Annotated in this window: 19 protein-coding genes and 1 pseudogene; 10 read left to right on the top strand and 10 right to left on the bottom strand. The window is 70.2% G+C overall.

The window, feature by feature from the left end; genetic code table 11:
- Window positions 1-132: 132 nt before the first annotated feature.
- Both BLV76_RS17330 and BLV76_RS17325 read left to right on the top strand, forming a co-directional pair.
- Window positions 133-2,091, top strand: a complete 1,959-nt coding sequence (locus tag BLV76_RS17330) for an Ig-like domain-containing protein (protein ID WP_090970612.1) — start codon at window positions 133-135, stop codon at window positions 2,089-2,091.
- A gap of 108 nt (window positions 2,092-2,199) precedes the next feature.
- Window positions 2,200-3,018: a class I SAM-dependent methyltransferase gene (locus tag BLV76_RS17325; protein WP_090970610.1), complete on the top strand. Its 819-nt coding sequence runs from the start codon at window positions 2,200-2,202 to the stop codon at window positions 3,016-3,018.
- Here the strand turns inward: BLV76_RS17325 and BLV76_RS17320 are convergent.
- From BLV76_RS17320 to BLV76_RS17295, 6 genes and pseudogenes are all read right to left on the bottom strand, one after another.
- Complete coding sequence (locus tag BLV76_RS17320; RefSeq protein WP_090970609.1) at window positions 2,956-5,181, bottom strand: transglutaminaseTgpA domain-containing protein; 2,226 nt, start codon at window positions 5,179-5,181, stop codon at window positions 2,956-2,958. The genes BLV76_RS17325 and BLV76_RS17320 overlap by 63 nt on opposite strands.
- Window positions 5,178-6,350: a DUF58 domain-containing protein gene (locus BLV76_RS17315; protein WP_139306616.1), complete on the bottom strand. Its 1,173-nt coding sequence runs from the start codon at window positions 6,348-6,350 to the stop codon at window positions 5,178-5,180. Before BLV76_RS17315 ends, BLV76_RS17320 begins: the two co-directional genes overlap by 4 nt.
- Before the next feature lie 17 nt (window positions 6,351-6,367).
- Entirely contained in the window at window positions 6,368-7,345 is a 978-nt protein-coding gene (locus BLV76_RS17310; RefSeq protein WP_090970605.1) for an AAA family ATPase, read from the bottom strand.
- Window positions 7,342-8,225: pseudogene (locus BLV76_RS23195) on the bottom strand (PorA family protein). Before BLV76_RS23195 ends, BLV76_RS17310 begins: the two are co-directional and overlap by 4 nt.
- A gap of 68 nt (window positions 8,226-8,293) precedes the next feature.
- Complete coding sequence (locus BLV76_RS17300) at window positions 8,294-9,451, bottom strand: hypothetical protein (protein ID WP_090970601.1); 1,158 nt, start codon at window positions 9,449-9,451, stop codon at window positions 8,294-8,296.
- Window positions 9,452-9,456: 5 nt separating this feature from the next.
- Window positions 9,457-10,623, bottom strand: coding sequence for an acyltransferase family protein (locus BLV76_RS17295; protein ID WP_175539723.1), 1,167 nt, complete (start codon window positions 10,621-10,623; stop codon window positions 9,457-9,459).
- A 152-nt stretch (window positions 10,624-10,775) separates the two neighbouring features.
- Between BLV76_RS17295 and BLV76_RS17290 the strand changes: the two genes are divergently transcribed.
- On the top strand, window positions 10,776-11,909 hold the full coding sequence (locus tag BLV76_RS17290) for an acyltransferase family protein (protein ID WP_090970597.1): 1,134 nt from the start codon (window positions 10,776-10,778) through the stop codon (window positions 11,907-11,909).
- Here BLV76_RS17290 and BLV76_RS17285 read toward each other — a convergent pair whose 3' ends face one another.
- On the bottom strand, window positions 11,910-12,761 hold the full coding sequence (locus tag BLV76_RS17285; RefSeq protein ID WP_175539722.1) for a 2OG-Fe(II) oxygenase: 852 nt from the start codon (window positions 12,759-12,761) through the stop codon (window positions 11,910-11,912).
- A gap of 178 nt (window positions 12,762-12,939) precedes the next feature.
- Here BLV76_RS17285 and BLV76_RS17280 point away from each other — a divergent pair, with 178 nt between their 5' ends.
- From BLV76_RS17280 to BLV76_RS17270, 4 genes are all read left to right on the top strand, one after another.
- The gene (locus BLV76_RS17280) at window positions 12,940-14,025 is read left to right on the top strand and encodes a glycosyltransferase (RefSeq protein ID WP_217630377.1); all 1,086 of its coding nucleotides are present in this window, start codon (window positions 12,940-12,942) and stop codon (window positions 14,023-14,025) included.
- Window positions 13,989-14,411 (top strand): methyltransferase domain-containing protein, encoded by a 423-nt coding sequence (locus tag BLV76_RS22895; protein WP_217630376.1) that lies wholly within the window; start codon window positions 13,989-13,991, stop codon window positions 14,409-14,411. The genes BLV76_RS17280 and BLV76_RS22895 overlap by 37 nt, the downstream gene beginning before the upstream one ends.
- Window positions 14,412-14,482: 71 nt before the next feature.
- Window positions 14,483-16,426, top strand: coding sequence for a hypothetical protein (locus BLV76_RS17275; protein ID WP_139306615.1), 1,944 nt, complete (start codon window positions 14,483-14,485; stop codon window positions 16,424-16,426).
- On the top strand, window positions 16,427-17,530 hold the full coding sequence (locus BLV76_RS17270) for a glycosyltransferase family 4 protein (protein ID WP_090970592.1): 1,104 nt from the start codon (window positions 16,427-16,429) through the stop codon (window positions 17,528-17,530).
- Here the strand turns inward: BLV76_RS17270 and BLV76_RS22655 are convergent.
- Complete coding sequence (locus tag BLV76_RS22655; RefSeq protein ID WP_175539721.1) at window positions 17,518-17,691, bottom strand: hypothetical protein; 174 nt, start codon at window positions 17,689-17,691, stop codon at window positions 17,518-17,520. The two genes, BLV76_RS17270 and BLV76_RS22655, sit on opposite strands and share 13 nt — an antisense overlap.
- A 41-nt stretch (window positions 17,692-17,732) precedes the next feature.
- A complete protein-coding gene (locus BLV76_RS17265) occupies window positions 17,733-19,484 on the bottom strand; it encodes an MmpA family trehalose lipid delivery protein (RefSeq protein ID WP_139306614.1) in 1,752 nt (583 codons plus the stop codon).
- Between the two features lie 23 nt (window positions 19,485-19,507).
- On the opposite strand from BLV76_RS17265, the gene BLV76_RS17260 reads away from it, so the two are divergent.
- Genes BLV76_RS17260 through BLV76_RS17250 form a run of 3 tightly spaced genes read left to right on the top strand, consistent with a single transcriptional unit; the run spans window position 19,508 to window position 22,777 of the window.
- Window positions 19,508-20,215 (top strand): class I SAM-dependent methyltransferase, encoded by a 708-nt coding sequence (locus BLV76_RS17260; protein ID WP_217630375.1) that lies wholly within the window; start codon window positions 19,508-19,510, stop codon window positions 20,213-20,215.
- 46 nt (window positions 20,216-20,261) lie between these two features.
- Complete coding sequence (locus BLV76_RS17255) at window positions 20,262-21,509, top strand: oligosaccharide flippase family protein (protein WP_245734726.1); 1,248 nt, start codon at window positions 20,262-20,264, stop codon at window positions 21,507-21,509.
- Window positions 21,506-22,777, top strand: a complete 1,272-nt coding sequence (locus BLV76_RS17250; RefSeq protein ID WP_090970588.1) for a lipopolysaccharide biosynthesis protein — start codon at window positions 21,506-21,508, stop codon at window positions 22,775-22,777. The genes BLV76_RS17255 and BLV76_RS17250 overlap by 4 nt, the downstream gene beginning before the upstream one ends.
- Here the strand turns inward: BLV76_RS17250 and polA are convergent.
- Window positions 22,736-25,438, bottom strand: coding sequence for a DNA polymerase I (polA, locus tag BLV76_RS17245; RefSeq protein WP_090970586.1), 2,703 nt, complete (start codon window positions 25,436-25,438; stop codon window positions 22,736-22,738). The two genes, BLV76_RS17250 and polA, sit on opposite strands and share 42 nt — an antisense overlap.
- Window positions 25,439-25,454 lie beyond the last annotated feature (16 nt).

Below are 25,454 nucleotides of genomic sequence, written 5' to 3'. Positions count from 1 at the left end.
CTTCAGTCTTTTCGGAGAAAGGCGCGTTACCTGCGCGTGGTCCGTTCGTTTGTTGTATTTGTTCTGTTGTAACCGTTGTGTAGATCTCTCGTGGATCTACCGACCGACTTCACTCCGAGGGGGAGCTTCGAGATGCACACCCACCACCCGAGCCGATTCGGGACCCGGCTCACGCAGGCGGCGGTCGCCCTGACCGTCGTCGTCCCGGGCACGGTCCTGGGACTGTCCCAGTCGGCCTCCGCCGCACCGTTGCCCGCGACCTACGCGGCCAACGCACACTCCGACATCCTCAGCCTCGGCGCGACCGTGGCCGGGCAGTCGCTCGCCACGCTCGCCGTCGGCCACAGCCAGGGCTCGGTGGCGAGCTCCGCCGCCGGTGCCGGCGGCGCCAACGCCAGCTCGTCGAACCTCGACGCCACCCTGGGCGGCACGCCCGTCCCGGTCGACTCCGCGACCGCGTCGGTGTCCACCAACGCCGGGGTCGACGACCCCGCTGCACGCGTGCTCGTGCCGGTCCCGGCCGCGCCGGTCGCCTCGATCGGAGCCATCACGGGTGACGTCGAGGCCCGCTGGGGCGGCGCCAACGCCTGCGCGACGCCGGTCGTCTCGGGCACCCGCACCCTGTCGGCGGCCACGACGACCCTCGCGGGCGCCTCGGTCGGCCAGCTGGGCCTGCCCGCCCCGCTCAACGTGACGGTCGCGCAGGTCGGGGCCTCCTCGACCACGAGCGGCACCTACCTCGTCGACGACGGCATCGGCGGCTCCGACGTCGTCTCGAGCACCACGACGCAGGTCGGACAGGTCAACCTCCTCAACGGCGCCGCCGTGATCGACGTGTCCAACCCGGTCGTGCTCCAGGCCCGCTCCGACGGGACCACCGGCACCTCGGGCTTCGCCTCCACCCCCACGATCGTCGCGACGATCGGTGGCAACGCGATCCCGATCCCGGTGAACAACCAGCCGCAGTCGCTCGCGCTGCCCGGTGTTCTCGGCCCGCTCGTGAGCCTCACGGTCACGGCGTTCACGCCGACCTTCGCCAACTCGGGTGCGACCGGCTCGGCCACGATGGACGCGCTGCTCAGCATCGACCTGAAGGTCCTCAACCTCCCCGCGCCCATCGGCACGACCGTGGCTGACGTCTCGCTCGACATCGCCCCGATGGCGGCCAACGCGGTCGCCCCCGCCGGTGGCGTGGACTGCAACGGCACCCAGCAGGGCTCGCTGGCCCCGCCGGACATCACCTCGCCGGCGCAGAACGCCCGCGTCACCGACTCCACGCCGCTGATCTCCGGCACCGGCGCGCCCGGCGCGACGGTGACCGTCCGCGAGGGCACGCGCGTCCTGTGCACCGCCGTGGTCCCCTCCAACGGTCGCTGGAGCTGCTCCTCGACCGTGGTGCTGGCCAACGGCTCGCACACGGTCACGGCCACGCAGTCGGCCAACGGCACGACCAGCGCCGCTGACTCTGCGACCTTCACCATCGCCGCCGATCCCGGCGACCTCGACGGCGACGGCCTGCCCAACGACGAGGAGACCGACCGCGGCACCGACCCCAACAACCCCGACACCGACGGTGACGGCCTCACCGACGGCGAGGAGGTCAACCGCTACGGGACCGACCCGCTGAAGAAGGACACCGACAAGGACGGCCTGACCGACGGCCAGGAGGTCAAGGGAGTCACGGTCAAGCAGCGCATCTACGTCTGCGGCAAGAAGAAGGTGCCCTCCTCGTTCACGGTGCGCACCAACCCGCTGAAGAAGGACACCGACAAGGACGGCATCTCCGACGGCAAGGAGGTGAAGGGCACCAAGATCAAGCAGAAGGTCCGGGTCTCGAAGGGCAAGACCATCAAGATCGGCAAGGTCCGCACCAACCCGAGGCGCAAGGACTCCGACCGTGACGGCCTCACCGACAAGGTCGAGATGACCGGCAAGGCGAACAAGAAGTACGGCAAGGCCAAGACCGACCCGACCCGGTGCGACACCGACCGGGGCGGCGTCTCCGACGGCGCCGAGATCAAGGCGGGCTCCAACCCGTCCGACAGCCGCTCGACACCCAAGAAGCCCAACGGCGGCCGCAAGAAGGGCTGACCCAGGCAGGTTCCCCCCTGAAAATAGGTGCCGACGCGCCGGACCACCCACCCGGCGCGTCGGCACCGCTACGTCCGGACCCCGCGGAGGGTCCTCTAGGCTCCCGACGTGGAGGATCACCTGCCCCAGTCGGTGCGCGTCGAGCGCCGGCCGGTCTCCGAACGGGAGTCGCGCGCGGCCAACGGGCCCGACTGGGACCGCTACGCCGACGAGTACCAGGCCACCCACGGCGCCTTCCTGGGCGACGCCGGCTTCGTGTGGGGTCCCGAGGGCCACACCGAGGACGAGCTGGCGATCCTGGGCGACGTCAGCGACCGCGACGTGCTCGAGGTGGGCAGCGGCGCCGGCCAGTGCTCGCGCTGGGTCCGGATCCACGGCGGACGCGGCTTCGGCCTCGACCTGTCCCACCGCCAGCTCCAGCACTCCCGCCGGCTCGACGGGGAGACCGGCATCGGGGTCCCGTCGGTGCGCGGCACGGCGACCGACCTGCCCTTCGCCGGCGCGAGCTTCGACATCGTCTTCTGCTCCTTCGGCGCGCTGCAGTTCGTCAGCGACATCGACGACGCCCTCGCGGAGGTACGACGGGTGCTGCGGCCCGGCGGCCGCTTCGCCTTCTCGATCACCCATCCGACGCGGTGGATGTTCCCCGACGACCCGGGCGAGCCCGGACTGACCGCGACCCAGTCCTACTGGGACCGCACGCCCTACGTCGAGGTCGACGACGCCTCGGGCGTCGTGTCCTACGTCGAGCACCACCGCACCCTCGGCGACTGGGTCAGGCTGCTGGCCCGCCACCACTTCGTCCTGGCCGACCTCGTCGAGCCCGAGTGGCCCGAGGACCACGACCGCGTATGGGGCGGGTGGTCACGCACCCGCGGGGTGCTGACGCCGGGAACGGCGATCTTTGTGGCGCACCTGGCGGCGTGAGCGACCGCCCGTGCGTCCTCGCGCCCAGCCGGCGACGAGCGACGCGGGGTTGAACGGTGCCCACAGGCGGTGCCGGGCGTCGGCCGACGCCAGCACCTCCTCGCGCAGCGCCTGGCACTCCTGCCAGAAGGCCCAGCCCTCCTCGTCCGGGCCGACGCCCGGCGCGAAGACCGCCGCGTCCGCGCGTCGCGCCAGGTCGAGCCCCACCCCCAGCCCGCCTGCCTGGGACACCCGGCCCCACGACTCCGGCACCGGCGTGCCCCGGTCGCGGGCCGCGTCGAGCACCTCCTGCCAGCCGTTGACGTGGAGCCTCGACCACGACGACGTACGACGCCGGCGCGCGCGACGTACGCGCTTGGCGATCACCACGCCGAGCAGGAGCACGGACCCGAGGAGCACCGCACCCACGGCCAGGCCGAGCGCCCAGGTGGCGGGCGAGTCCTTCTCCCCGAGGTCGGCGTCCTCGTCGAGGCCGAGGAAGGTGCCCTTGGGGAACGTGAAGTCCTTGTCGAACTTCAGCTCGCGCACCACGAAGGCCTTGGTGTCCTCCTTGTCGACGTCGTCGCCGCTGGCGTCGTGGACGCCCGTGTAGCGGTCGGGTCCGAGCGTGCGCCACGTGCCGTCGGCGAGCTGGAGCTCCACCCAGGACGTCACGTCGTCGTGCGTCACGACGCCGTTGGCGCGAGGCTCGGCGCCGACGACGACCCGCGCCGGCACTCCCAGCCGGGACGCGCTGAGCGCCATCAGGGCGGAGTACTGGAACGGCGTGCCGACCATGTCGTCGGAGCCGAGCATCCGGATCCCGAGGTCGACCGGCCGCTGGGACGAGGTGCCGGTGAGCCGGACGGCTCCGTTGAGGCGCAGGTAGCGCGCCAGCAGCAGCGTGCGTGCGAGCGGCGGCAGGTCCTCGCGGGCGAAGGGCCGGAGGTATTCGTCGAGGAACGCTCCCTCGGGCTGGCGCTGCTCGTCGTCCGCCTCGCGCGTCGGGTCCGTGCGCGACAGCGGACCGTCGGTGAGCACGGACGTGAAGGTGTAGTCGTCGCGGGGATCGACGCCGCCCACGACGAGAGCGCTCGACGTCGCCTGGTTGTAGCGGACGTCGTCGAGCTGTGAGCGGCCGTCGGTGTAGTCCAGGTCGATCCTGGTGAGCTCGCCGAGCATCGGGAGCCAGTCGCCGGTGTAGCCCGGGCGCAGCTGGATCCGGACGTCGACGGTCGGGCCGTCATGGAGGGGCGCGACCTCGCGGCCGATCCGCTTGAAGGTGCCGTAGCCGTCCGTGCCCGGTGACTCGGTGGCCGGGATCCACGCGGTCCCGTCGTAGTGGTCGAGGGCGGCGAACCGGATCCGGCGCCCCTCGGGCACCCCGGTCGCCTTGAACAGCTGGTCGGTGCCGCCGGACCGGCGTGGCACGACCGAGTCGGCCGCGGCCGAGACAGCCAGCGTGTTGTCGTCGCCGCGCAGCAGGACGCGGTCGACCTCGTTGTCGTCGGGCACCAGGAAGGTGACCACCGCCGAGACGAGGGCGACGGTCAGCACCGCCGTGAGTGCGGCGGGCACCGAGCCGCGGGCACGGCCGACCAGCGACTCGCGGCGGCGGGCCCGGGCCGCCGCCCACGCCACCACGACGATCGCGAAGGCGATGCCGCGAGGGACGAGCAGCGACGGGACCAGCACGCCCAGTGGGATGGTCGCCGCCAGCGCCAGCACGAGGGGCGCGACCGGCGCGAGCGCGCTGCGCGTGGCAACGGCGAGCCAGGCGGCGGGCACCGCCGCGAGGAAGCCCACGAGGAACGGCACCAGCATCACCTGGCCGCTCGTCTCCACCGGTGGCACGCTGCTGACCAGCGTGACGGGGGCGCCGACGACCTCGCCCAGGACGCGGTTCATCGTCTCCAGCGTCGGCACGATCCAGGGCCCCGGACGCTGCAGGCCCACCAGGGCGCCGAGAGGCGCGAACAGGCCGACGGCCAGGAGGGCGTACCACCACACGCCCTCGTGCCACTCCCGAGCCAGGAGGGCCAGCCCGAGCATCAGCGCGACGGGCACGAGCCCGGCCACGAGGTAGCCGCGGTCGGCGAACGTGTCGTCGAGGATCGACAGGGTCAGCGCCATCAGGAGCAGCACGACGGCGACGTCGACGAGCGCCGCGCGCGTGCGGCTCATCGCATCCCCCGGGCGAGCAGGTCCTGCAGGTGGGCCAGGTCCGGGATGGAGATCTCGCGCAACGCACCGTTGTCGCGCAGGCGCGCGTCGTCCTCGCTGTCGGCGCGTACGACGATCCAGTCGGCGCCGCGGCCGAAGCGCTGGGCGGCCGCGTCGAGCTGCACCAGGGCGCGGGCCGCACCTGTCACCTGCACCACCAGGCCGGTGCCGCTGACCTGGCCCGCCGCCTCGGCGGCGTGGGCGAGGTAGTCGTCGGCGCCGGCGTCGAACCGGCACGCCGCGTCGGTCATCTCCACGGCCTGTCGCCCGCGGGCGACGTGCTCACCGCAGCGCAGGTAGGTGTCGAAGTCGTCGCGCACGGCGCGGAGCGCGATGGACGTCGCCACGGACACGGCGAGCTCGAAGTCGCGCAGCCGCGGGTAGGCGCCTCGCGCGCAGTCGACCAGCACGGTCACGTGCCCGCGCCGGGTCTCGTGGTACTGCCGGACGAGCAGCTCTCCCGCCTTGGCCGACGAGCGCCAGTGCACGTGCCGCAGGTCGTCGCCGGGGACGTACTCGCGCAGCGCGTGGAAGGCGAGGTCGCTCATCGACAGCTGCTGGCTGGTCGCGCCGTCGAGGTCGTTGGTCAGCCCGCCGGCGAAGACGGACAGGTCCGTGACCCGCGGCGAGACCAGCAGCTCGACCGAGCCGCCGGTCTCGAAGCGACGCGCGACCAGGCCGACCGGGTCGGTCTTCTCGTAGGTGACGGGGCCGACGCGGTGGACGCCGCGGGGCAGCGACGGCAGCGGGACCGTCTCGGTGTGGTGCGCGAACGGACCGAGGAACGGCAGACGGAGGGCGACCGTGCGGTGACCGACCGGGACCTCGACCTTCGGGAACAGCATCGGCGCGGCGCCCGCGTGCACCTCGAGGGTGGCCTGGGGCGCCGGGCTGCCCTCGACCATCCGCTGCGGACGCAGGGCGAGGTCTGCGACGGGGGTGCCGGGCAGGACCTGCCACAGCAGGCCCAGCAGCAGCAGCCCGAAGGCGACGACGCCGAGCTGGGTGAACTCCTGCCAGTTGAGCCGGATCGCCAGGGCCGTCACGACCACGGCGAGCACCAGCACCCCGCGTCCGAGCGGGGTCAGGATCCGCACCGGAGCCAGGACGCCGGCGACGAGGCGGGACACGCCTCCCGGCACTGCGATCACGCCCGGTCGCGCGGCACCGGGACCTGTGCCAACAGGCCGTCGATGACCTCGTCGGGCGTGACCCCGCCGAACGCAGCACCCGACGCCATCAGCAGCCGGTGGCCCAGGACGGGGTGGGCCAGGGTGGCGACGTCCTCGGGCACGACGTGGCCACGTCCCTCGGACAGCGCCCAGGCCTTCGACGCGCGGATCCAGGCGAGCGCGCCACGCGTGGACAGGCCGATGCGCACGTCGGCCACCTCGCGCGACGCCTCGGCGAGCCGGCGCACGTAGGAGATGATCGCGCCGTCGACGTGCACCAGGTCGGCGACCTGGCCCATCTGGGTGATCTCGGCCGCGCCCACCACGGGCGTGAGGCCGGCCGCGCGGTCGCGCACCTGCGACTGTGCCAGCAGCGCCTCGGTGGACTCCGCGTCGGGGTGGCCGACGTGCGTGCGCATCAGGAAGCGGTCGAGCTGGGCCTCGGGCAGCTGGTAGGTGCCTGCCTGCTCGATCGGGTTCTGGGTGGCGATCACCATGAACGGGTGCCCGACCTCGTGGGTGCGCCCGTCGACGGTGACGTGGCCCTCCTCCATCACCTCGAGCAGCGCCGACTGCGTCTTGGGCGAGGCGCGGTTGATCTCGTCGGCCAGCACGACGCTGTGGAAGATCGGCCCCGGGTGGAACGTGAACCGGCCGCTGGCCTGCTCGTAGACCGTGACGCCGGTGACGTCGGACGGCAGCAGGTCAGGCGTGAACTGGATCCGGGCGAACGAGCAGTCGAGCGACTTCGCCAGGGCCCTCGCCATCATCGTCTTGCCGGTGCCGGGCAGGTCCTCGAGCAGCAGGTGCCCGCCCGAGACCAGGCACGTCAGCGCCAGCCGGACGACCTGTCTCTTGCCGAGCACCGCCGACTCGACGTTGTCCACCACGCGCGCGAACGTGTCGGCGTACCACCGGACGTCGTCGGCGTGGACGGTGGCGGGCTGGCTCACGCCGAGCGGCGGCGCATCAGCTGCAGCGCGATGCCGATCAGGAGCGCCGGGATGCCCACGATCCAGCCGACCAGCGGGACCGTGCCGGTGACCAGGTCGAGCTTGCTCGAGTTGCTCGCGGCATCGTCGGCGTTGCTCTTCACCTGGCCGTCAGTGAAGCCGAAGTCCAGGGCAAGGAAGGTGTTGCCGTCAGAGTCGAGGCGCTGCTGCTGCTCGAACTGGTTGACGATCGAGCCGGTGGTCGGGTCGATCCAGAACGTCTTGTCCGTGGAGTAGGTGCCCTGCACGCCCGACGAGATCTCGATCGGCACGTCGCTGACGACGCTCTTGTAGACGTAGAGCTCGTGACCCTCGTAGTCCTGGGTGCCCTCGTAGGTGGCGTCGACGGCCTCGGCCGCGTAGCCGTCCCAGTACTTGTAGGTCTTCTTCTCGGCCTCGAACGGCCACTTGTTGACCAGGCCCGACTTCTCCTCCGCGCTCGGGGGAGGTACTTCGGGTCGTCGATCGCCTCGGCCGTGCGGCGGTTGGTGGCGAAGGTGTCGGTGCTCGCTGAGATGAGCCGCTCCTGTGGGTCGCTCGCACTCACGCACTCGGTGATCTCGTCCTCATCCTTGACCAGGCAGCTGGAGTTCTGGAAGACGACCACGTCTGCGTCCGAACGCTCGGAGTCGGCGTGCGTGACGCTGAACGCGCGGACCGGGAACGACGACGTTCCGCCGGTCCCGTCTGCCAGTTCGGCCGTGCCGCTGAGAAGGGTCAGGCTGTCCGTGCCCAACGGAGTCTTCATCAGTTGCCCCGGCGCCCAGAACTGCGCGATCACCGCGACCGTGAGCAAGAAGCCACCCAGGGCCGAAAGCCCGATGCCGAATACCCTACGCATGTGACGTACCTCCCACTGGCCTGAAATCGGAGTGACTGTAGCAGCAAAGTGACTCGTCGGTAGCCCATCTAGACGACAGGCTTCGATGAGTCCTTCAGGAGCACCTCGTGGGGCCCTCCAGCTCCACGCCTACTGGCCAGTACGGCAAGGCGATCTACGACGAGCGCGCGAGTCATCGTCGCCACTCCGGCGAGGACCGTCGCGGCGACGACAACTCTGAGCCAGGGTTCGACATCGTTGGTCCGGACCTGAATCTCGACGACGACTGCCTGAGCCCACACGAGTACTCCGGGCCAGCTCGACGCAGCTGCGACGACGCGCGGATGACTGGCAACGTGAACGGCAAGCAACGAGCGATCTGGCGTGCAGCGCGCAGCCATGCACGCAATGGCTGCGAGAAGTCCCGTTGTCGGAGCGAGCAGCGCCACTCTGGCGTCATTGGTGAAGAAGTTGCCGGCGATGATCGAGCCCCCGGCGGACAGCAGGGCAGCGGAGTACACCGAGCCAGCCCACACCTCACCCCTCGACCTCAGATGTGGTGCGACGAGTGCGGCCAAGATGCCGAGCGCGAAAGCGTCAACGAGCCCCCAGGTGTGAAGCGAAGCCTCGAACCAGTCCCCGTCGATGGTGCGCAACGCGCGCCACGTGGCGCTCCCGATCACCAATACGCCAAGAAGCACGAGGCGAGCTCGATGCCATCGTGCGAGCAGCGCGAGCACGACGCAGCCTCCGAGCCACATCTGCACGAGTGCACTGATGATCCACAAGCCGGCAAGGCTGTCCGGTGCTGCGACCGGGTTGTCCACGATCCACAGATTCCAGTACGAACCCACGATCGGGCGGAGCAGGACGGGCTCCGCAACTGCGCCGGGACGGGTTCCGCTGTCCGTGGCACCGAGGATCAGTACCGCGCCTGTTACCACCGTAACGAGCAGACTGGCCACGATGACTGGACCGAGCACCGCGCGCGCCACCGCATACACGCCCTGCCCACGTACATCCAGGAGTCGAACCGCACACGTGTACCCGGCACACACCGCGAGCACGGTCGCGCCGACTCTCCCGCTGGTGAAGAGGATGTTGATCGGCTCGAGCCACCAGAGAGCTCGGAGGTCCCACAGACGCCAGACCTGCGCCAGGACGACGAGTCCCGTGCCGACGCCGAAGAGCATCATCACCAACGGTGAACCGCCGACCTCACTGAGCCGGTTGCCCTGGCGATTCATGGGTGTCATGACGGAGTCACCGCACCGGGTACGTGCCCCGGCACGTGCTCGTTCGACGATCGTGCCGGCATGCGCAAGGACTGAGACGACGCGAGGAACCTGCGGGTGGGTTCTTCCACCAGTCGCTCAAGAACGATCACGATCGCCACCAAGATCGCCAGTCCGGTGATGGTGCGGATAGGCCATGCCCAGCCTGCGGTGTGGCGTGCCAGCACGACGAAGACCGGGAGGTGCCATACATAGATCGTCAGGGACGACTTGCCGAGAACGCGCAAAGAGCCGTAGGACAGGAACCTCGATACTCGAGTGGGTCGGTCAAGATTCCAGATGGCTAGTACGAGTGCCGCCGCCACGACCATGAACGCGACGGACCACACTCCCAAGAATGCAAGCTCAGGCAGTTCGGACAGCACCAGCTTAAGACCGACAAGGGCGGCGGCGCACCACGCGACAACACCCGGCCACCGCCCCCAACGCGCGGTGTACGGCAGGAGCAACGCCGCCGACACGCCCCAGACGACTGCATCCACACGCGTGGAAGTGAGGGTCGACGCGACGATCCACCCCTCACGCTCGATGACTACCTGGCGCCAGGCGAAGCAGGCGAGGGCAAGAATGATGAGAGATCCGATAAGGGCCGGTCGCCAGCGAAGGAACAGGAGCAGAACGAGGGGGAGTACGAGGTAAGCCTGCTGCTGAACGCTGAGGTACCAGAGGTGACCGACCTCCGGCCGCGTGCCGAGAAGGTCGTCGCTCCCCCACAGGTTGAACGTGTAGGTCATCAGGTGGGTGACGTTCTCGACAAGGTTGCGCGTCGTGCCACGGTACGAGTCGTCAAAGAGGTCGAGCGCCACCAGCACGCCACACAGGGGGACAATCTGCACGCCGAGGCGTATCAACCGCCGCACGTAGAAGCGGACCGGGTCGAGGCGGTCGTCGTCGTACTCCCTCACCAGGTTGCGGGTGACGATGAAGGCGCCCACGACAAAGAACACCGTGACCGCGCCGCCCGTGAGCAAGCCCTCCAGGACTGGGACGTCATAGACGGGGCCGCGCGGCCAGAGCTTTCCAACAGCGTGGTTGAGGACGACAGTGATGATGACGAGACCACGAAGCCCGTCGAGTGCAGCGACCCGGCTGCCCGTCGTCTGATCTGCGGGTCGAGCACCCATCCTTGGAACCATCCCCCTGACGGCGATCGGTCGAGACCTACCAAGCCGCCTCGCCTCGCGGCACCCTAGCAAGATGCGGTCCGGTCCTCGGGGTGCTGCATGAAATAGGCCTGGCACTGTGACTGTGCAACGGCCCTCATTACAGTGCCGCCATGGCACGCGCGACGACACATGGCGGCGATCCTGGGGTCGACGCACCGTCGGGAGGGTATCCAGCCGCCCACATCCCGGCGGTCGACGGACTGCGTGGCGTAGCCATCCTGCTGGTGGCGCTGTCGCACGGCTGGCTGCTCTGGCCCACAGATCATCTCGACGACCATCGCCTTCTCTTCGCCCCGTTCACCAGCGGAAACGTCGCCGTCAGCGTCTTCTTCGCCATCACCGCCTTCATGGCGACCCGCGCATCCCTGGATGATCTCAGCGCTGGCCGGCGGAGGGCTGTCCCACGGCGTATCGCCCACCGTTGGGTACGGATCCACACACAGGTGTTCGCACTCCTCGCCGCTGTGCTCGTGTGGAGCCTCGTGGTCGTGCCTGATGACTATCAGGACTACGACACCGGAACCTCCGTGCTTCGCATCGCCACGTCCTCGTGGAACTGGTTCCTCATCAGTGACCCCATGATCGCGCGGTCCGACCTGGGCCACCTCTGGTACCTCTCGGTGGACATGCAGCTGCTGATCGTGCTGGGTCTCGTCGTGTGGATCGCACACCGTCATCGAGTCCTACTCGCCACAGGTCTTGCCGCAGGTGGGACGCTCGCTGGGATCTGGCGAGCACACGAGTTCGACGCCCAGAGCCCTTACCAGGCGCTGCTGATGACCACCACCCGGATGGACAGTTTCCTGTGGGGTGCTGCCGCTGGCGCGCTGTGGGTCTGGGCCAGACCGCACGCATCCCGCTTCAGATGGCCGGGCACAGTGGCACTCATCGCAATGGTTCCTGTCGCCGTGTGGGCGTCGGACGTGCGGACCTACGCCGGATGGGGTGGCCTAGTCGTGGACGTGCTGGTCGTGGTGGTACTCCTCAGTGTCACGACCAACGAAGACCTGCCACTCGTCGGAGGCCTGCTTCGCGCACGACCACTCCGAGTGGTGGGTGCCATCTCGCTCGGCCTGTACGTGTGGCACTACCCGGTGTTCTGGGCAGTGGCCGTTCAGACACCGGACTGGGCGTGGCCGGCCAGAACTGTCGTCGCAGTCGGCCTGACGGTGGCAGCGGCCGAGCTCACGCGGCGTAGACTCGAGCAACCACTGACCCACTGGCTTCGCCGCGGCTCGGAGTAGCTACTTCCTCCGGCTGAGTTTCGAGAGTGTTGCGAGCACCCGGTGAGCGGCGTCATCGGAGATGCCCAGCCGGCGCTTGACCCGGTCGTAGACGTCGAGGACAGTCCGGTCAGCGGCGATCGCAGCCTTCCGGGTCCGGGTCTCCTCTGGGCGAGCCTGGTAGTTGGTGGCCTTGCGAACCGTGGACTCCTCCTCGGTGAAGTAGTACATCGCCAGCGAGCGACGCGCCATGTCGGGAGGGCAGGTGAGCCCGTCCGGGTGGCCGTGGAACGAGTCGCCGGAGGTGGTGAAGACCAGCATCCGGTTGCCCGCCGGCGTGACCGTGCCTTGGCACGCCGTCATCTGCGGGTCCCACAGCTCGAGCTTGCCGCCCCAGTCGTCGTGCCACTCCTCGTTGAGGTAGAGCAGGATGTTGATCCGCCGCGCCCAGTTCTCGTGGGTGTGGTGCGTGGAGAAGTCCGCGTGGATGTTGAGGTGGCCGCCCCGCTTGGTCATGTGCAGGCCGCCCCCGTCCATCGTGTAGTCGGGGATCAGGTTCGAGATCCCGGTCAGCTCCTCGAGGTAGGCGACGAACTCCGGGGAGCAGAACTCCTGGGCCACGGCCTGGAGCGAGTCGGCCCACGTGTCGGGCTGAGTGTTGGAGTACTTGGTCTCGTTGACGTGCGCGTAGGCCTTCCAGAACGCGTCGTCGATCCCGGGGAAGCCGGCCACCGCCGACGCGAACGCCGGCTGGTGCAGCACGTCGTCGAGGACGATGTGCGGGAAGGGCTGGGCACCGCCGTAGGCCCCCGTGGCACGGGGCAGGTCGGCGGTCAGGCGCGTCATGTTGACGAGCTGCAGGGCGGTCTCCATGGCGGGCATCATGCCATCTGGAGTGACCCTCACGAGCCACTCCGCGACATCCTGCCGGGGCGCTCGTCAACTCCCCGGCGAACTGCGCCCGCGGATGCTACTGGCGGGTTACACTCGGCCGGTTCATGAGGCGTCCGTCACGTGCGGGGTGGTTCCCGGTGCTCTGGAGGAGAGATCGATGTCAGCAGCCGAGGTGCTCAGCGACGCTCAACCGGCTCACGACCGTGGGCCGCGGGTCGGTGTCCTGGTCGTCGCCTACAACGCGGCCTCGACGCTGGAGCGCACGCTGTCCCGGCTCCCGGAGTCCTTCGCCCGCTCGGTCGACCACGTGATGGTCTGCGACGACGCGAGCCAGGACGACACCTACGAGATCGGGCTGCGGTTCCGTGACACCGCGTCGTTCCCGATCACCGTCGTCAAGCACGCGCGCAACCTCGGCTACGGAGGCAACCAGAAGGCCGGCTACCGATGGGCCGTCGAGCACGGCCTCGACGTGGTCGTCCTCCTGCACGGCGACGGGCAGTACGCACCCGAGTGCGTCGAGGACCTGGTCACCCCGTTGGTCCGGGGTGAGGCCGACGCGGTGTTCGGCTCGCGCATGCTCGAGAAGGGCGGGGCGATGGCCGGGGGCATGCCGGCCTACAAGTACGCCGGCAACAAGATCCTCACCGGTCTCCAGAACGCCCTCACCGGTCAGCACCTCTCCGAGTGGCACTCGGGCTATCGCGCCTACCGCACCGACGCCCTCACCGACCTCGACCTCGCGTCGTACTCGGACGACTTCGACTTCGACACCGAGATCATCCTTGGCCTGATCCGCGCCGGGAAGCGCATCGCCGAGGTGCCGATCCCCACCTACTACGGTGACGAGATCTGCTACGTCAACGGCATGAAGTACGCCCGCGACGTGACGGCAGATGTCGTGCGGCACTGGGCGAGTGAGCGCGGCTTCGGCGGTGGCGTGGCCTCCACCGAGACCGATCTCTACGCGCTCAAGGCCACGGGATCGCACGGGGTGCTGATCGAGTGGCTGCAGTCGCGCGAGCCCTCCCGCGTCCTTGACGCCGGGTGCTTCGACGGCCGCTTCGCCGACCTCGCGCGTCGTGCCGGCCACCACGTGACCGGCCTCGACCGGCTCAAGCACGACGGCGTCGCGGACCGCGTCGACTCGTTCATCGAGGCAGACCTCAACCAGCCCCTTCCCCCACCATCGGCGCAGACTACGACGTGGTCGTTGCTGGCGACATCCTCGAGCACGTCGTAGAGCCGCAGCAGCTCCTCGAGGACCTGGTCTCCAAGCTGGTGCCCGGCGGCGAGATCCTCGTCTCGGTCCCGAACTTCGGTCACTGGTACCCCCGCGGCCGCATCGCCATCGGCAAGTTCGACTACGACCAGCGCGGACCGCTCGACCGCGGCCACGTCCGGTTCTTCACCCGCACCACCATCGAGCGGCTCTTCGCCGACTGCGATCTACGGGTCCTCGAGCACCGTGTCGTCGGCACGCCGTTCGAGTCCGTCGTCGACGGTCCTCAGCCTGCGCCGACTCGCAAGCATCTGGTGCGCGGCGTCACCCGCGTGGACCGGGCGATGGTGAGGGCTTGGCCGCGACTCTTCGGCTACCAGTTCCTGTATCGACTGGAACGCGCCTGATGCATCTTCTTCAACCCCGTCGGATCGCCACAGCGACCGGCGTGGGAGCGGGGGCGTGGGCTCTAGTGTCCGTGTTGCTCGATTTTTCCGGCAACCTCACCCGCACTGCGCACTCCTTGGGATACGCGTCCAACTTCTTCGACATCCAGGCGCGTTCGCTGCTGGACGGCAAGTTGTCCGTGCCGCGCGGAAGCTTGGGAATCGAGGGTTTCGTCGAACGCGGCCAGGAGTACATGTACTTCGGTCCGTTCCCTGCTCTGCTCCGGATCCCAGTCATGTTGACGACCGATGAGTTCGACGGCCGGCTGACATTGGTGTCCATGGCGCTCGCTTTCGCGGTCTATGCGCTGATGGCGACCAAGCTGATCTGGCTCGTCCGCGATGTCGTCCGAGAAGGCGTCCGGGTCACCCGCATCGAAGCTGCAGCCATGAGCGTTCTCATCGCTGCGACGCTCGGCGGGACCTCGCTCACCTTCAACGCGTCCTTACCGTGGGTCTACCACGAGGTCTACGCCTGGTCCGTGGCGCTGATCACGGGTTCTCTCTACTGGCTGGTGCGCCTCTTGCAGCAGCAGTCGATACGTTCGACATCGTGGTTCGTCGCCTTCACTGTGTGCACTGTTCTGACGCGAGCCACAGGCGGATGGGCCATGTGCCTGGGCGCTGCGATGGCTGGGCTGTGGCTCTACCTCGGCCGGTCGGGCGCGGACCGTCGACGCGAGGGGCTGATGCTTGTCGGCTTCGCGGCCGCCGCGCTGTCCATCGGCGCACTCGTCAATTGGATGAAGTTCCGACACCCCTTCTTGTTCCCCCTCGAGGACCAGGTGTGGACCCGTTTCAGCCCTCAGCGCCGGGAGGCACTGGCAGTCAACGGCGGCAGCATCACCGGACCGCAGTTCTTCCTCACCTCGCTCGTGAACTATTTCCGTCCGGACGGAATCCGATTCGTCGAGTACTTCCCGTGGATCACGCTTCCGGCCGATCCTGCCCGAGCGTACGGCGGCGCGTTCATCGACCAGAGCTATCGCACGGGCAGCATCACGGCCTTCATGCCCTTGCACTTCCTGGCGACATGCGTCGCTACCGTGACGTTGGTCCGCCCGCAACCACGGGAAGTGAGGAAGCTGCGGATCCCGTTCGCGGCTTCGATACTCGTCACCGCCGGAGTCATGGCCTACGGCTACCTCGCATACCGGTACACGTGCGAGTTCGTCCCTGCGCTTGTGCTGGGTGCTGCTATCGGAGTTCCCACAACCGTGGGCTGGCTGGACCGGCGCTCGAAGGTGCTCCGCCGCGGCGTCCTTGCCATGGGTGTGGCCCTGGCCGCGTTTGCGATTGCCGCCAACATGCTGACGGGCTACGCGACGGCTGCGATGACTGCGGGCGGCTCCTCTCTCAACTCCTACTTGGAGCTGCAGAGACGATTGACACCTGCAGCCGAACGACCTGCCGTCATCTACGCATCGAACCTCCCAGACAACGGCGCCACGGACTCGCTCCTCATCGTCGGGGACTGCGAGTCGCTCTACGTGAACTCCGGCGACTTCGATCGCGAGTGGAGACCGGTCGAACACCGAGCTCTCGTCATCGATGTGTCGTTCTCGCCTAAGTTCAGCGAAGGCACCGTCAATCTGGTCGACGTCGGAACCGATCGTTCCATACGTCTCGAGACCACCGACGACGGCTTCGCACGAGTCGTGATCGTCGACAAGGGTGAGCCCTACGCGGGGCCCTACGTGGAGATGGCTCCTGGCCAGCACCTCGACGTCGGAGTGGGCGTGAAGGGGGAGTTCGGCTATGGCGAGGTGTCGTCCGAGCCGGGAGGTTTCGTGGGATATGTCCGCGCGTTCAGCCTGGACGGCGACGGCATCGCGCAACCGGAGACACCCGTGCCTGCCTTCACCGGCGCTTCGATGACCACAGACTTCGGCATTGTGGCCACCGGCCAGCAGGGGCTGGCACTCCCGTTGTGCCGCAGCATCGCCCGGAGCGCGGGCTTGGACACCTCCTCCTAGATGCGCATCGCTTTCCTGTCCTGGCGGGACACCACCCACCCCGACGGCGGGGGCTCGGAGGTGTTCGTCGAGTCGGTCGGGCGCGAGCTGGCCCGACGCGGCCACGAGGTGACGCTGCTCTGCGCGCGGCACCCCGGGTCGGCGGCGCGCGAGGACCTCGACGGCGTACGGCTGCGGCGGGTGGGCGGTCGACTGACGGTCTACCTGTGGGGGCTGGCCTGGCTGGTGCGCCACCGCCGCGACGTCGACGTCGTCGTCGACGTGGTCAACGGGCTCCCCTTCGCCTCTCCGCTCGTCCGCCGCCGTGGCGTGGTGGCGCTCGTGCACCACGTGCACGCCGAGCAGTGGCGGATCATCTACCCGGGCCCGGGAGGTCGCGTCGGCTGGTTCGTCGAGAGCCGCGTCGTCCCGCTGCTCTACCGTCGACGCCCGTTCCTCACGGTGTCGGACGCGTCCGCCCGCGACCTGGCCCGGATCGGCATCGACCCCGCGACGATCACGGTCGTGCGCAACGGGCTCGACCATGTGCCCGACGACCCGATCGCCGCGACGTCCCCGACACCTCGGCTCGTCGTGCTGTCTCGACTGGTCCCGCACAAGCAGATCGAGCACGCCTTCGAGGTCGTGCGACGACTGGCCACCGAGCTGCCCGACCTCCACCTCGACGTCGTCGGTGACGGCTGGTGGCGCGAGGAGCTCGTGGCGGCTGCGTCAGGGGCCGGCGTCGCGGACCGGGTCACGTTCCACGGCCACGTGAGCGCGCAGCGCCGTGACGAGCTGGTCGCCGCGGCGTGGCTGATGGTAATGCCGTCGGTGAAGGAGGGCTGGTGCCTGGCCGTCACCGAGTCGGCGGCGCAGGGCACCCCGAGCGTGGCCTACGCGAGCGCGGGCGGGGTGACCGAGTCGATCACCGACGGCGAGACCGGCGTGCTGGTCGACGACCTCGACGGTCTCGTGGGGGCCGTACGCCGGCTCCTCACCGACCACGGCACCCGGGACCGGCTCGCCGCAGCCGCACATGACAAGGCCCGGACGCTCACCTGGGAAGCATGCGCGGTCCGGGCCGAATCGGTGATCCGATCGGTCGGCGATCAGTCGCCGTAGACGAGGATCTCCTGGCTGGCCGGGTTGGTGTCGGGGCCCTGGGTCTGGCTGTAGACCAGTCCACCGAGGGCGCTGCCCCCGAGGATGCCGCCCACCACGACGGGGAGCACGACCGAGGTCAGCACGCTGCCGATGGTCGAACCGGTGCCGGTGTCACTCACGTGTGTCTCCCTCTGACGAAGTTACCGGTCGTTAGGTTACATCAGCGAGTGGCGCTCGTCTCGTTCCGGCGGTCCCCGGATCCCGGAGATTTCCCGGCCGCGGCGGCCCTGATGCCGACGGCCCCGGCGGTGACCAGCAGCGCGAGCAGGTGCGCGCCCCACACCGCGAGCTCGCGTGGGCCCGGACCGGACCGTGGCGGGACCGCCGTCCCCGGCACCCGGTAGAGGGCGGCGTACTCCCCCTCGACGACGGGCTCGAGCCCGGACAGGTCGAGCTGGTTGGCCTCCCGGTCGTCGGGGTAGACCACCACCCAGGCGACGCCCAGCGCCGGCAGCACCTCGGCCGGCGGACCCTCCTCGAGGGCCGCCCCGACCTCGGCGGCCAGGGTGCTCTCCCCCGGCACCAGCACCTGCCCGACCTGCAGCGAGTCGCTGGTGACGACGTCCGCGTCGAACATCCGGACCGCCGGGTCCGACGCCGTCTGGCCGGGACGGGTCCAGTCGTAGACGCGGTAGGCGCGCCACGGGAGCGTCACCACGACGCCCGGCTCGCCCGCGAGCCGGTCGGCCACGCGGGTGAGGTCCACGGGGAACCGCACGGGTGACACGGTCGGCCACGTCTGCAGGGTGGCGTCCGGCAGCACCACCACCGGGAGCGCCGCGAGCACGAGGGCCGCGACGGGGCGTACGTCGCCCACGGGCAGGACCCGCCACAGGCGGGCGGCGGCCGCGCCGAAGGCGACCGACACCAGCACCGCGGCAGGGGCGAGGAGCTTCTGCGTGTCGCGGAGCAGCCCGGCGCCGGGGATCGTGTCGACCAGGTCGACGAGGAGCTCCTGCCCCCAGCCGGTCGCGGCGGCGAAGGCGACCGCGCCCGGCAGCCCGGCGAGGACGACCCAGCGCGCGGTGTCGCCGTTCCCCCACAGCCGGCGGAGCGCGGGGAGCCCTGCCACCAGCGCGGCCACGACGATCGCCGCGGCGACCAGGGCCAGCCACGTCGTGCGCGACACCGGCTCGGAGTAGCCGTCCCAGATCCCTCCGAGCCCGAGCATCGCGACGAGCGGTCCGAACGGCGCGTTCGTGTCCGGCGCGAAGACCGCGACTCCGGAGGCGTCGGAGACCGTGCCACCCGGCCCGGTGAGCGCGGCCGCCACCCAGGGCGCCTGCAGGGCGAGGCCTACCACGAGCGCGGGGACGGTCCGGCGCAGGCGTGGAGCGGTGGCGACGACCAGCGCGAAGACTGCGAGGAGCCCGCCGGTGGGCGTGAGCGAGGCGAGTGCCGACCACGCGATCGCCGCCGCCAGGTCGACGGGGCGCCCGTCGCGTCGCCAGCGCGTCGCGGCTGAGACCAGCCAGGGCAGGGCGGTGCAGGCGAGCAGCAGGGCCCACTGCCCCAGCGCGAGCCGCTCGACGACGAACGCGTTCCAGACCGCGAAGCCCGACCCGGTCACCTGCGCGACCCGTCCCAGCGGGGCGAGCAGGCGGGCGACGCCCCACCCGAGCACCGCCAGCAGGAGCGGCAGCACGACCCGGGCCAGCACTCCCCCGTCGACGACATGGGTCAGGGCCGCGACGACCGAGTCGAGCGGCACCGCCCGCGGGGCGACCTCGCCGAGACCCCACGTCGCGTCGTTGAACGGCTGGCGCGGGACGAAGACGAGGTCCCGGGCCAGGGGGTGGCCGGGGCGGACGAGCAGCGGCGCCACCAGCACGACGGCGAGCGCGGGTGACCACAGCAGGACCAGCCAGTCCTGCCAGTCCCGTCGACGCTGCGGGATCGGCGTCGGCACCACCGCGCCAGCCTATGCTGTGCCGCGTGCCAGAGCCGGACGTACCGCACCTCGACTTCGACGACGCGTGGCGGGTGGCCGGCACCGTCGGCGGGTGGCTCACCGAGGCGCAGGCCCGGGCGCTGTACGACGCCTCCCGCCAGGTCGCACCGGCGACGGTCGTCGAGATCGGCAGCCACCTCGGCCGGTCGACGATCGTGCTCGCCGCCTCGGGCGCCGCGGTCACCGCGATCGACCCGTTCCCGGACGACTGGCGCTACGGCCGGCCCGACACCGAGCAGCGGCTCCGCTCCCACCTCGCGCAGGCCGGGGTCGCCGACCGGGTGGACCTCCGGGTCGCGACCAGCCGGGCGGTCCGCGAGGGCTGGAACGCCCCGGTACGCCTGGTCTACGTCGACGCCAAGCACGACATGTGGTCGTGCCTGGACGACATGCGGTGGAGCGACTTCCTCACCGAGGGCGACACCTTCTTCGTCCACGACGCCTTCTCCTCGCTCGGCGTCACGCTCGCCGTCCTGCGCGACGCCGTGACCACCCGCCGGCACACCTACGTCGGTCGCACGGGTTCGCTCGCCCGGTTCGAGGTGGGCAGGCCCTCGGTCGCCCAACGGCTGCGGGTGCTCCGCGAGATGCCGTGGTTCGCGCGCAACCTCGTCGTGAAGGTGCTGCTCCGGCTCCGCCTCCGGCCGGTCGCCCGGCTGCTGCGCCACGACGACACGGCCGACCCCTATTGATGCCCCGTCCGGGAGCCGCCGCGTCGGGGAACCTAGGATCACGCAGGTGACGGAGCCGAGCAGCGTGCGCAGCGGCAGGCGCACCTTCGAGGGCAGCTCCGTCGCGGTGGCGACGAGCATCATGAACGTCGCGACCTACGGCTTCACGATCCTGGCCGCCCGGATCATCGGTCCCAGCCAGTACGGCGCGTTCGCGGCCTGCCTCAGCCTGCTGATCGTCGTCCAGACCGTCGCACTCGGCCTGCAGACCACCGCCGCCCGCCGCATCGCCGTCGACCGCGAGCACGTCGCCACCATCGAGCGGGCGATCCTGTCCCTGTCGCTGAAGGTGTCGCTGGCCGTCGGGCTCCTGATGTGCCTGCTCATCCCGGTGATCGACGCGCTGCTCAACCTCGACAGCCTGGTGACGGCCACGGTCGTCGCCCTCGCCTGCGTGCCGCTGACCCTCGCCGGCGGCCAGGCCGGCATCCTGCAGGGCGAGCGGCGCTGGGGTGCGCTGTCCCTGTTCTACCTCGCCAGCGGTGTGCCACGGCTGCTCGTCGGCACCGTGATGATCCTCTGGCGGCCCGACTCGACCAGCGCCGTCATCGGTGTCGGCCTCGGCTTCCTCTTCCCGCTGCTCGTCGGGTGGTGGGTGCTGCGCCATCGTCGTACCCCCGACGTCGCGGCGGCCCACCACACCGCACGCTCGATGCTCGCCGAGAGCGCCGGCAACACCCAGGCCCTCTTCGCCTACTTCGCGCTGTCGAGCGTCGACATCATCCTCGCCCGCCAGGTCCTCGACGGGCACGACGCCGGCCTCTACGCCGCGGGCCTCATCATGGCCAAGGTGATGCTGTTCCTCCCCCAGTTCGTCGTGGTCGTCGCCTTCCCCGACATGGCCACGCCGGCCAACCGCACCCGCGCGCTGGTGACGAGCCTCGGGGCCGTGGCCGCGATCGGCTGCGTCGCGACCATCGCCGCGAAGGTCCTCTCCGGGATCGCGATGATCTTCGTCGGCGGCGCGGAGTTCGGCGAGGTCGAGGACCTGCTGTGGCTCTTCGCGCTGCTCGGCACGGTCCTCGCGATGCTCCAGCTCCAGGTGTACGCCGTCCTCGCACGGCAGTCGCGCCGGGCGGTCGTGCTGCTGTGGGTCGCGCTCGCGGTGGTCGTGGTCGTCGGCCTGCAGGCCACGTCCGTGGCGGGCCTGGTCACGTCGGTCGTCGTCGTCGACGTGGTGCTGCTCGTCGTCCTCACCATCGCGAGCATCCGTATGCCTGACGAACCCGCACCGCAGGCGCAGCCCACGCCATGAGCGTGCTCGCGTCCGTGCGCCGCTTCCTCGGTGGGGGCGGCGGGATCGTCGTCGGCACCGCGGTCATGAACGCGTGCACCTTCGGCTTCACCATCGTCGCGGCCGGCATCCTCGGCACGGCCGACTACGGCGCCTTCTTCGCGCTGCTCAACCTCCTGATGGTGATCTCGGTCGTCAACATGGGCCTCCAGGCCACGGCCGCGCGGCGGATCGTCGCCGAGCCCGCATCCGTCGGTGCCATCGAGCACGTCATCCTGCGGGTCGCCTATGGCACCGCACTGGCCGTCGGCGGTGCACTCGTGGTGCTGTCCCCCGCCGTGGTCTGGCTGCTCCAGCTCGACTCCCTGGTGCCCGCGCTGGTGCTCGCCGCACTGGCCGCGCCGACCACCGTGATGGGTGCGCACGTCGGCATCCTCCAGGGCGAGAAGCGGTGGGCCGAGCTGTCCTGGCTCTACGTGCTGGCGGGCATCCCCCGCATCGCGGGTCTCGTGCTCCTGTGGGTCTGGCCGGACGAGAGCGTGGCGCTCTTCGGGAGCGGCCTGGGCTACGTCGCTCCAGCGTTCTACGGGTGGTGGGTGCTGCGCCGCCCGCGCACGGACGAGGACGCCGCGGGTTCGGTGGCCGCGCCCGACGGTCGCTCGGTGCTGCGTGAGTCCCTAAACAGCGCGCAGGCCCTGCTGGCCTTCTTCGCGCTGGCCAACGTCGACATCGTGGTCGCCCGGCACGTGCTGAGCGACCACGCCTCCGGCCTCTACGCCGTCGGCCTCCTGGTCGCGAAGATCATGCTCTACCTGCCGCAGTTCGTCGTGATCGTGATGTTCCCGTCGCTGGCGACCTCCCACGAGCGCCGCCGCGCGGTCGTCCGCGGCACCACCGCCATCGTCGGGCTCGGAGCCGCGTGCACGCTCGGCGTGGTCCTGCTCGCCGGCGTCGCCGCCGACCTGCTCCACAGCGAGAAGCTCGCCGCCGTCGAGGACCACCTGTGGCTGTTCGCGGTCCTGGGCACGCTCCTGTCGATCACCCAGCTGCTGGTGTACGCCACCCTCGCCCGCCGGGGCCGGCGCTCGATCGTGCTGGTCTGGGTGGCGCTCGTCGTGTGCGTCGTCGCGGGATCACGGACCACCGGCCCGACCCAGCTCCTGGCGGTGATGATCACCGTCGCCACGGTCCTGACCGGGGCACTCGTGGTGACCAGCCTCCGCGCGGACGTGCCCGCGGACGCCGGATCAGTGGGCGGCGTCGTGCCAGCTGCGCCCGGTGCCGATTGACACGTCGAGCGGAACGGCCAGGTCGGCCGCGCGTCCCATCTCGGTGCGCACCAGCTCGGCGAGCGCGTCGCCCTCTCCCGGCGCGACCTCGAACACGAGCTCGTCGTGGACCTGGAGCAGCATCCGCGACCTGAGGCCCTGGGCGACGAGCGCACGCTCGACGCCGAGCATCGCGACCTTCACCAGGTCGGCGGCCGAGCCCTGGATCGGCGCGTTGAGCGCCATCCGCTCGGCGGTCTCGCGGCGCTGGCGGTTGTCGCTGGTCAGGTCGGGCAGGTAGCGCCGGCGGCCGAGGATCGTCTCGGTGAAGCTCGACCGGCGGGCCTCGTCGACGATCCCACCGAGGTAGTCGCGCACTCCTCCGAAGGTCTCGAAGTACTCCTCCATCAGCCCGGCCGCCTCGCTCGTGCTGATGCGCAGCTGCTGGGAGAGCCCGAAGGCGGAGAGACCGTAGGCGAGGCCGTAGTTCATCGCCTTGATCTTCGCGCGCTGCTCGATGCTCACGTCGGCGGCGTCGACGCCGAACACCCGCGCGGCTGTGATGGAGTGGAAGTCCTGCCCGGAGCGGAACGCCTCGATGAGGAGCGCGTCCTCCGAGAGGTGCGCCATGATCCGCATCTCGACCTGGCTGTAGTCGGCGGTCATCAGCGACTCGTTGCCCTCGCCCACGACGAAGGCCTCGCGGATGCGGCGGCCCGCCTCGGTGCGGATCGGGATGTTCTGCAGGTTGGGGTCGGTGCTGGAGAGGCGGCCGGTCGCCGCGATGATCTGGTTGTAGGTCGTGTGGATGCGGCCGTCGGAGGCCACCGTCTTGAGCAGGCCCTCGACCGTCTGGCGCAGCCGGATGACGTCGCGGTGGCGCAGGAGGTGCTGCAGGAACGGGTGCTCGGTCTTCTCGAAGAGCTGCTGCAGCGCGTCGGCGTCGGTGGTGTAGCCGGTCTTGGTGCGCTTGGTCTTCGGCATGTCGAGCTCCTCGAACAGCACGACCTGGAGCTGCTTCGGCGAGCCGAGGTTGATCTCCTTGCCGATCACGTCGTAGGCGTCGTTGGCCGCTGTGCGGACCTGCTCGCCGAACTCGGACTCGAGGCCCTCGAGGTAGTCGGTGTCGACCGCGATGCCGACCTGCTCCATCCGCACGAGCGTCCCGATGAGGGGCAGCTCGACGTCGCGGAGCAGCTGGGTGCCGCCGTGCTCCTCCACCGCGAGGTCGAGGGAGTCGGCGAGGTCGAGCACGGCGCGTGCGGTGAGCATCGCGGTGTCGCTGGCCGTCGTGTCGTCGAGGGCGTCGAGGGTCAACTGCTCGGCGTCGCTGGAGTCCTGGCGGAGCTCGCGCTTGAGATAGCGCAGGGCGAGGTCGGCCAGCGCGTAGGAGCGTTGGTCGGGCTGGACCAGGTAGGCGGCCAACGCCGTGTCGACCTCGAGCCCGGCGAGCTCCCAGCCGCGGGCGGCGAGGGCGAGGCTCGGGCCGTTGGCGTCGTGGAGGGCCTTCGGGCGGTCGGCGTCGGCCAGCCACGCGGCGACGGCCGCGTCGTCGGCCGGGCCCAGGTCGGTCGCGTCGATCCACGCCGCCTGACCGTCACCGGTCGCCACGGCCAGCGAGTGCACCTCCCCGGTGCCCGCGCGCCAGGTGCCCTGCACGGCCACACCGACACGGGTGCCGGCGGGCGCGTGCTCCTCGAGCCACGCGGCAGCCTCGCCGTCGGCGAGGCGGCGGCCGTCGAGCTCGAAGCCCGACTCGGCCTCCACCGTGTCGACGGGCTCCGGGTCGATGGTGTCGAGCAGGCGCGTGCGGAGCTCGCCGCGGAACTCGAGCTCGTCGAGCAGCTCGAGGCCGGCGGTGCGGTCCCACGGCTGACGGCCGAGGTCGGCCGGGGCGAGGTCGAGCGACAGGTCGCGCACGAGCGCGTTGAGCTGTCGGTTGCGGATGACGTCGCCGAGGTGCTCGCGCAGCGCCTCGCCCTTCTTGCCGGTGATCTCGTCGGCGCGGGCGATCACGTTGTCGAGGCCGTCGTACTGGTTGATCCAGCGGGCGGCGAAGCCGGGGCCGACGCCGGGGACGCCCGGCAGGTTGTCGGAGGTCTCCCCCACGATCGCGGCGAGCTCGGGATAGCGGTGCGGGGGCACGCCGTACTTCTCCTCCACGGCGGCCGGCGTGAGGCGGGCGAGGTTGCTCACGCCCTGCATCGGGTAGAGCACGGTGGAGCTGTCGGTGACCAGCTGGATGGAGTCACGGTCTCCGGTGAGGATCAGCACCTCCATCCCCGCGGCGAGGCCCTCGGTGACGAGCGTGGCGATGATGTCGTCGGCCTCGTAGCCCTCGAGGTCGAGGTGCTTGATGGCCAGCGCGTCGAGCACGCGGCGGATCAGCGGGAGCTGGCTGCCGAACTCGTCGGGGGTCTTGTTGCGCTTGGCCTTGTAGTCGGAGTACTGCTCGAGCCGGAAGGTCTGGCGCGACCGGTCGAAGGCCACGGCGACGTGGGTCGGGACCTCGTCGCGCAGGACGTTGACCAGCATCGAGGTGAAGCCGTAGACCGCGTTGGTGTGCTGGCCGGTGGCGGTCGCGAAGTTCTCCACCGGGAGGGCGTAGAACGCGCGGTAGGCCAGGGAGTGGCCGTCCAGCAGCAGGAGGCGGGGCCGTGTGGTCTCACTCGTCTCGGGCACCCGCCGACTCTATCGG

The sequence above is a fragment of the Nocardioides exalbidus genome (genome assembly GCF_900105585.1).
GTDB classification, from domain to species: Bacteria; Actinomycetota; Actinomycetes; order Propionibacteriales; family Nocardioidaceae; genus Nocardioides; species Nocardioides exalbidus.
The sequence above is the reverse complement of the archived record's forward strand: the minus strand, read 5'-3'. Positions and strand labels throughout refer to the sequence as shown.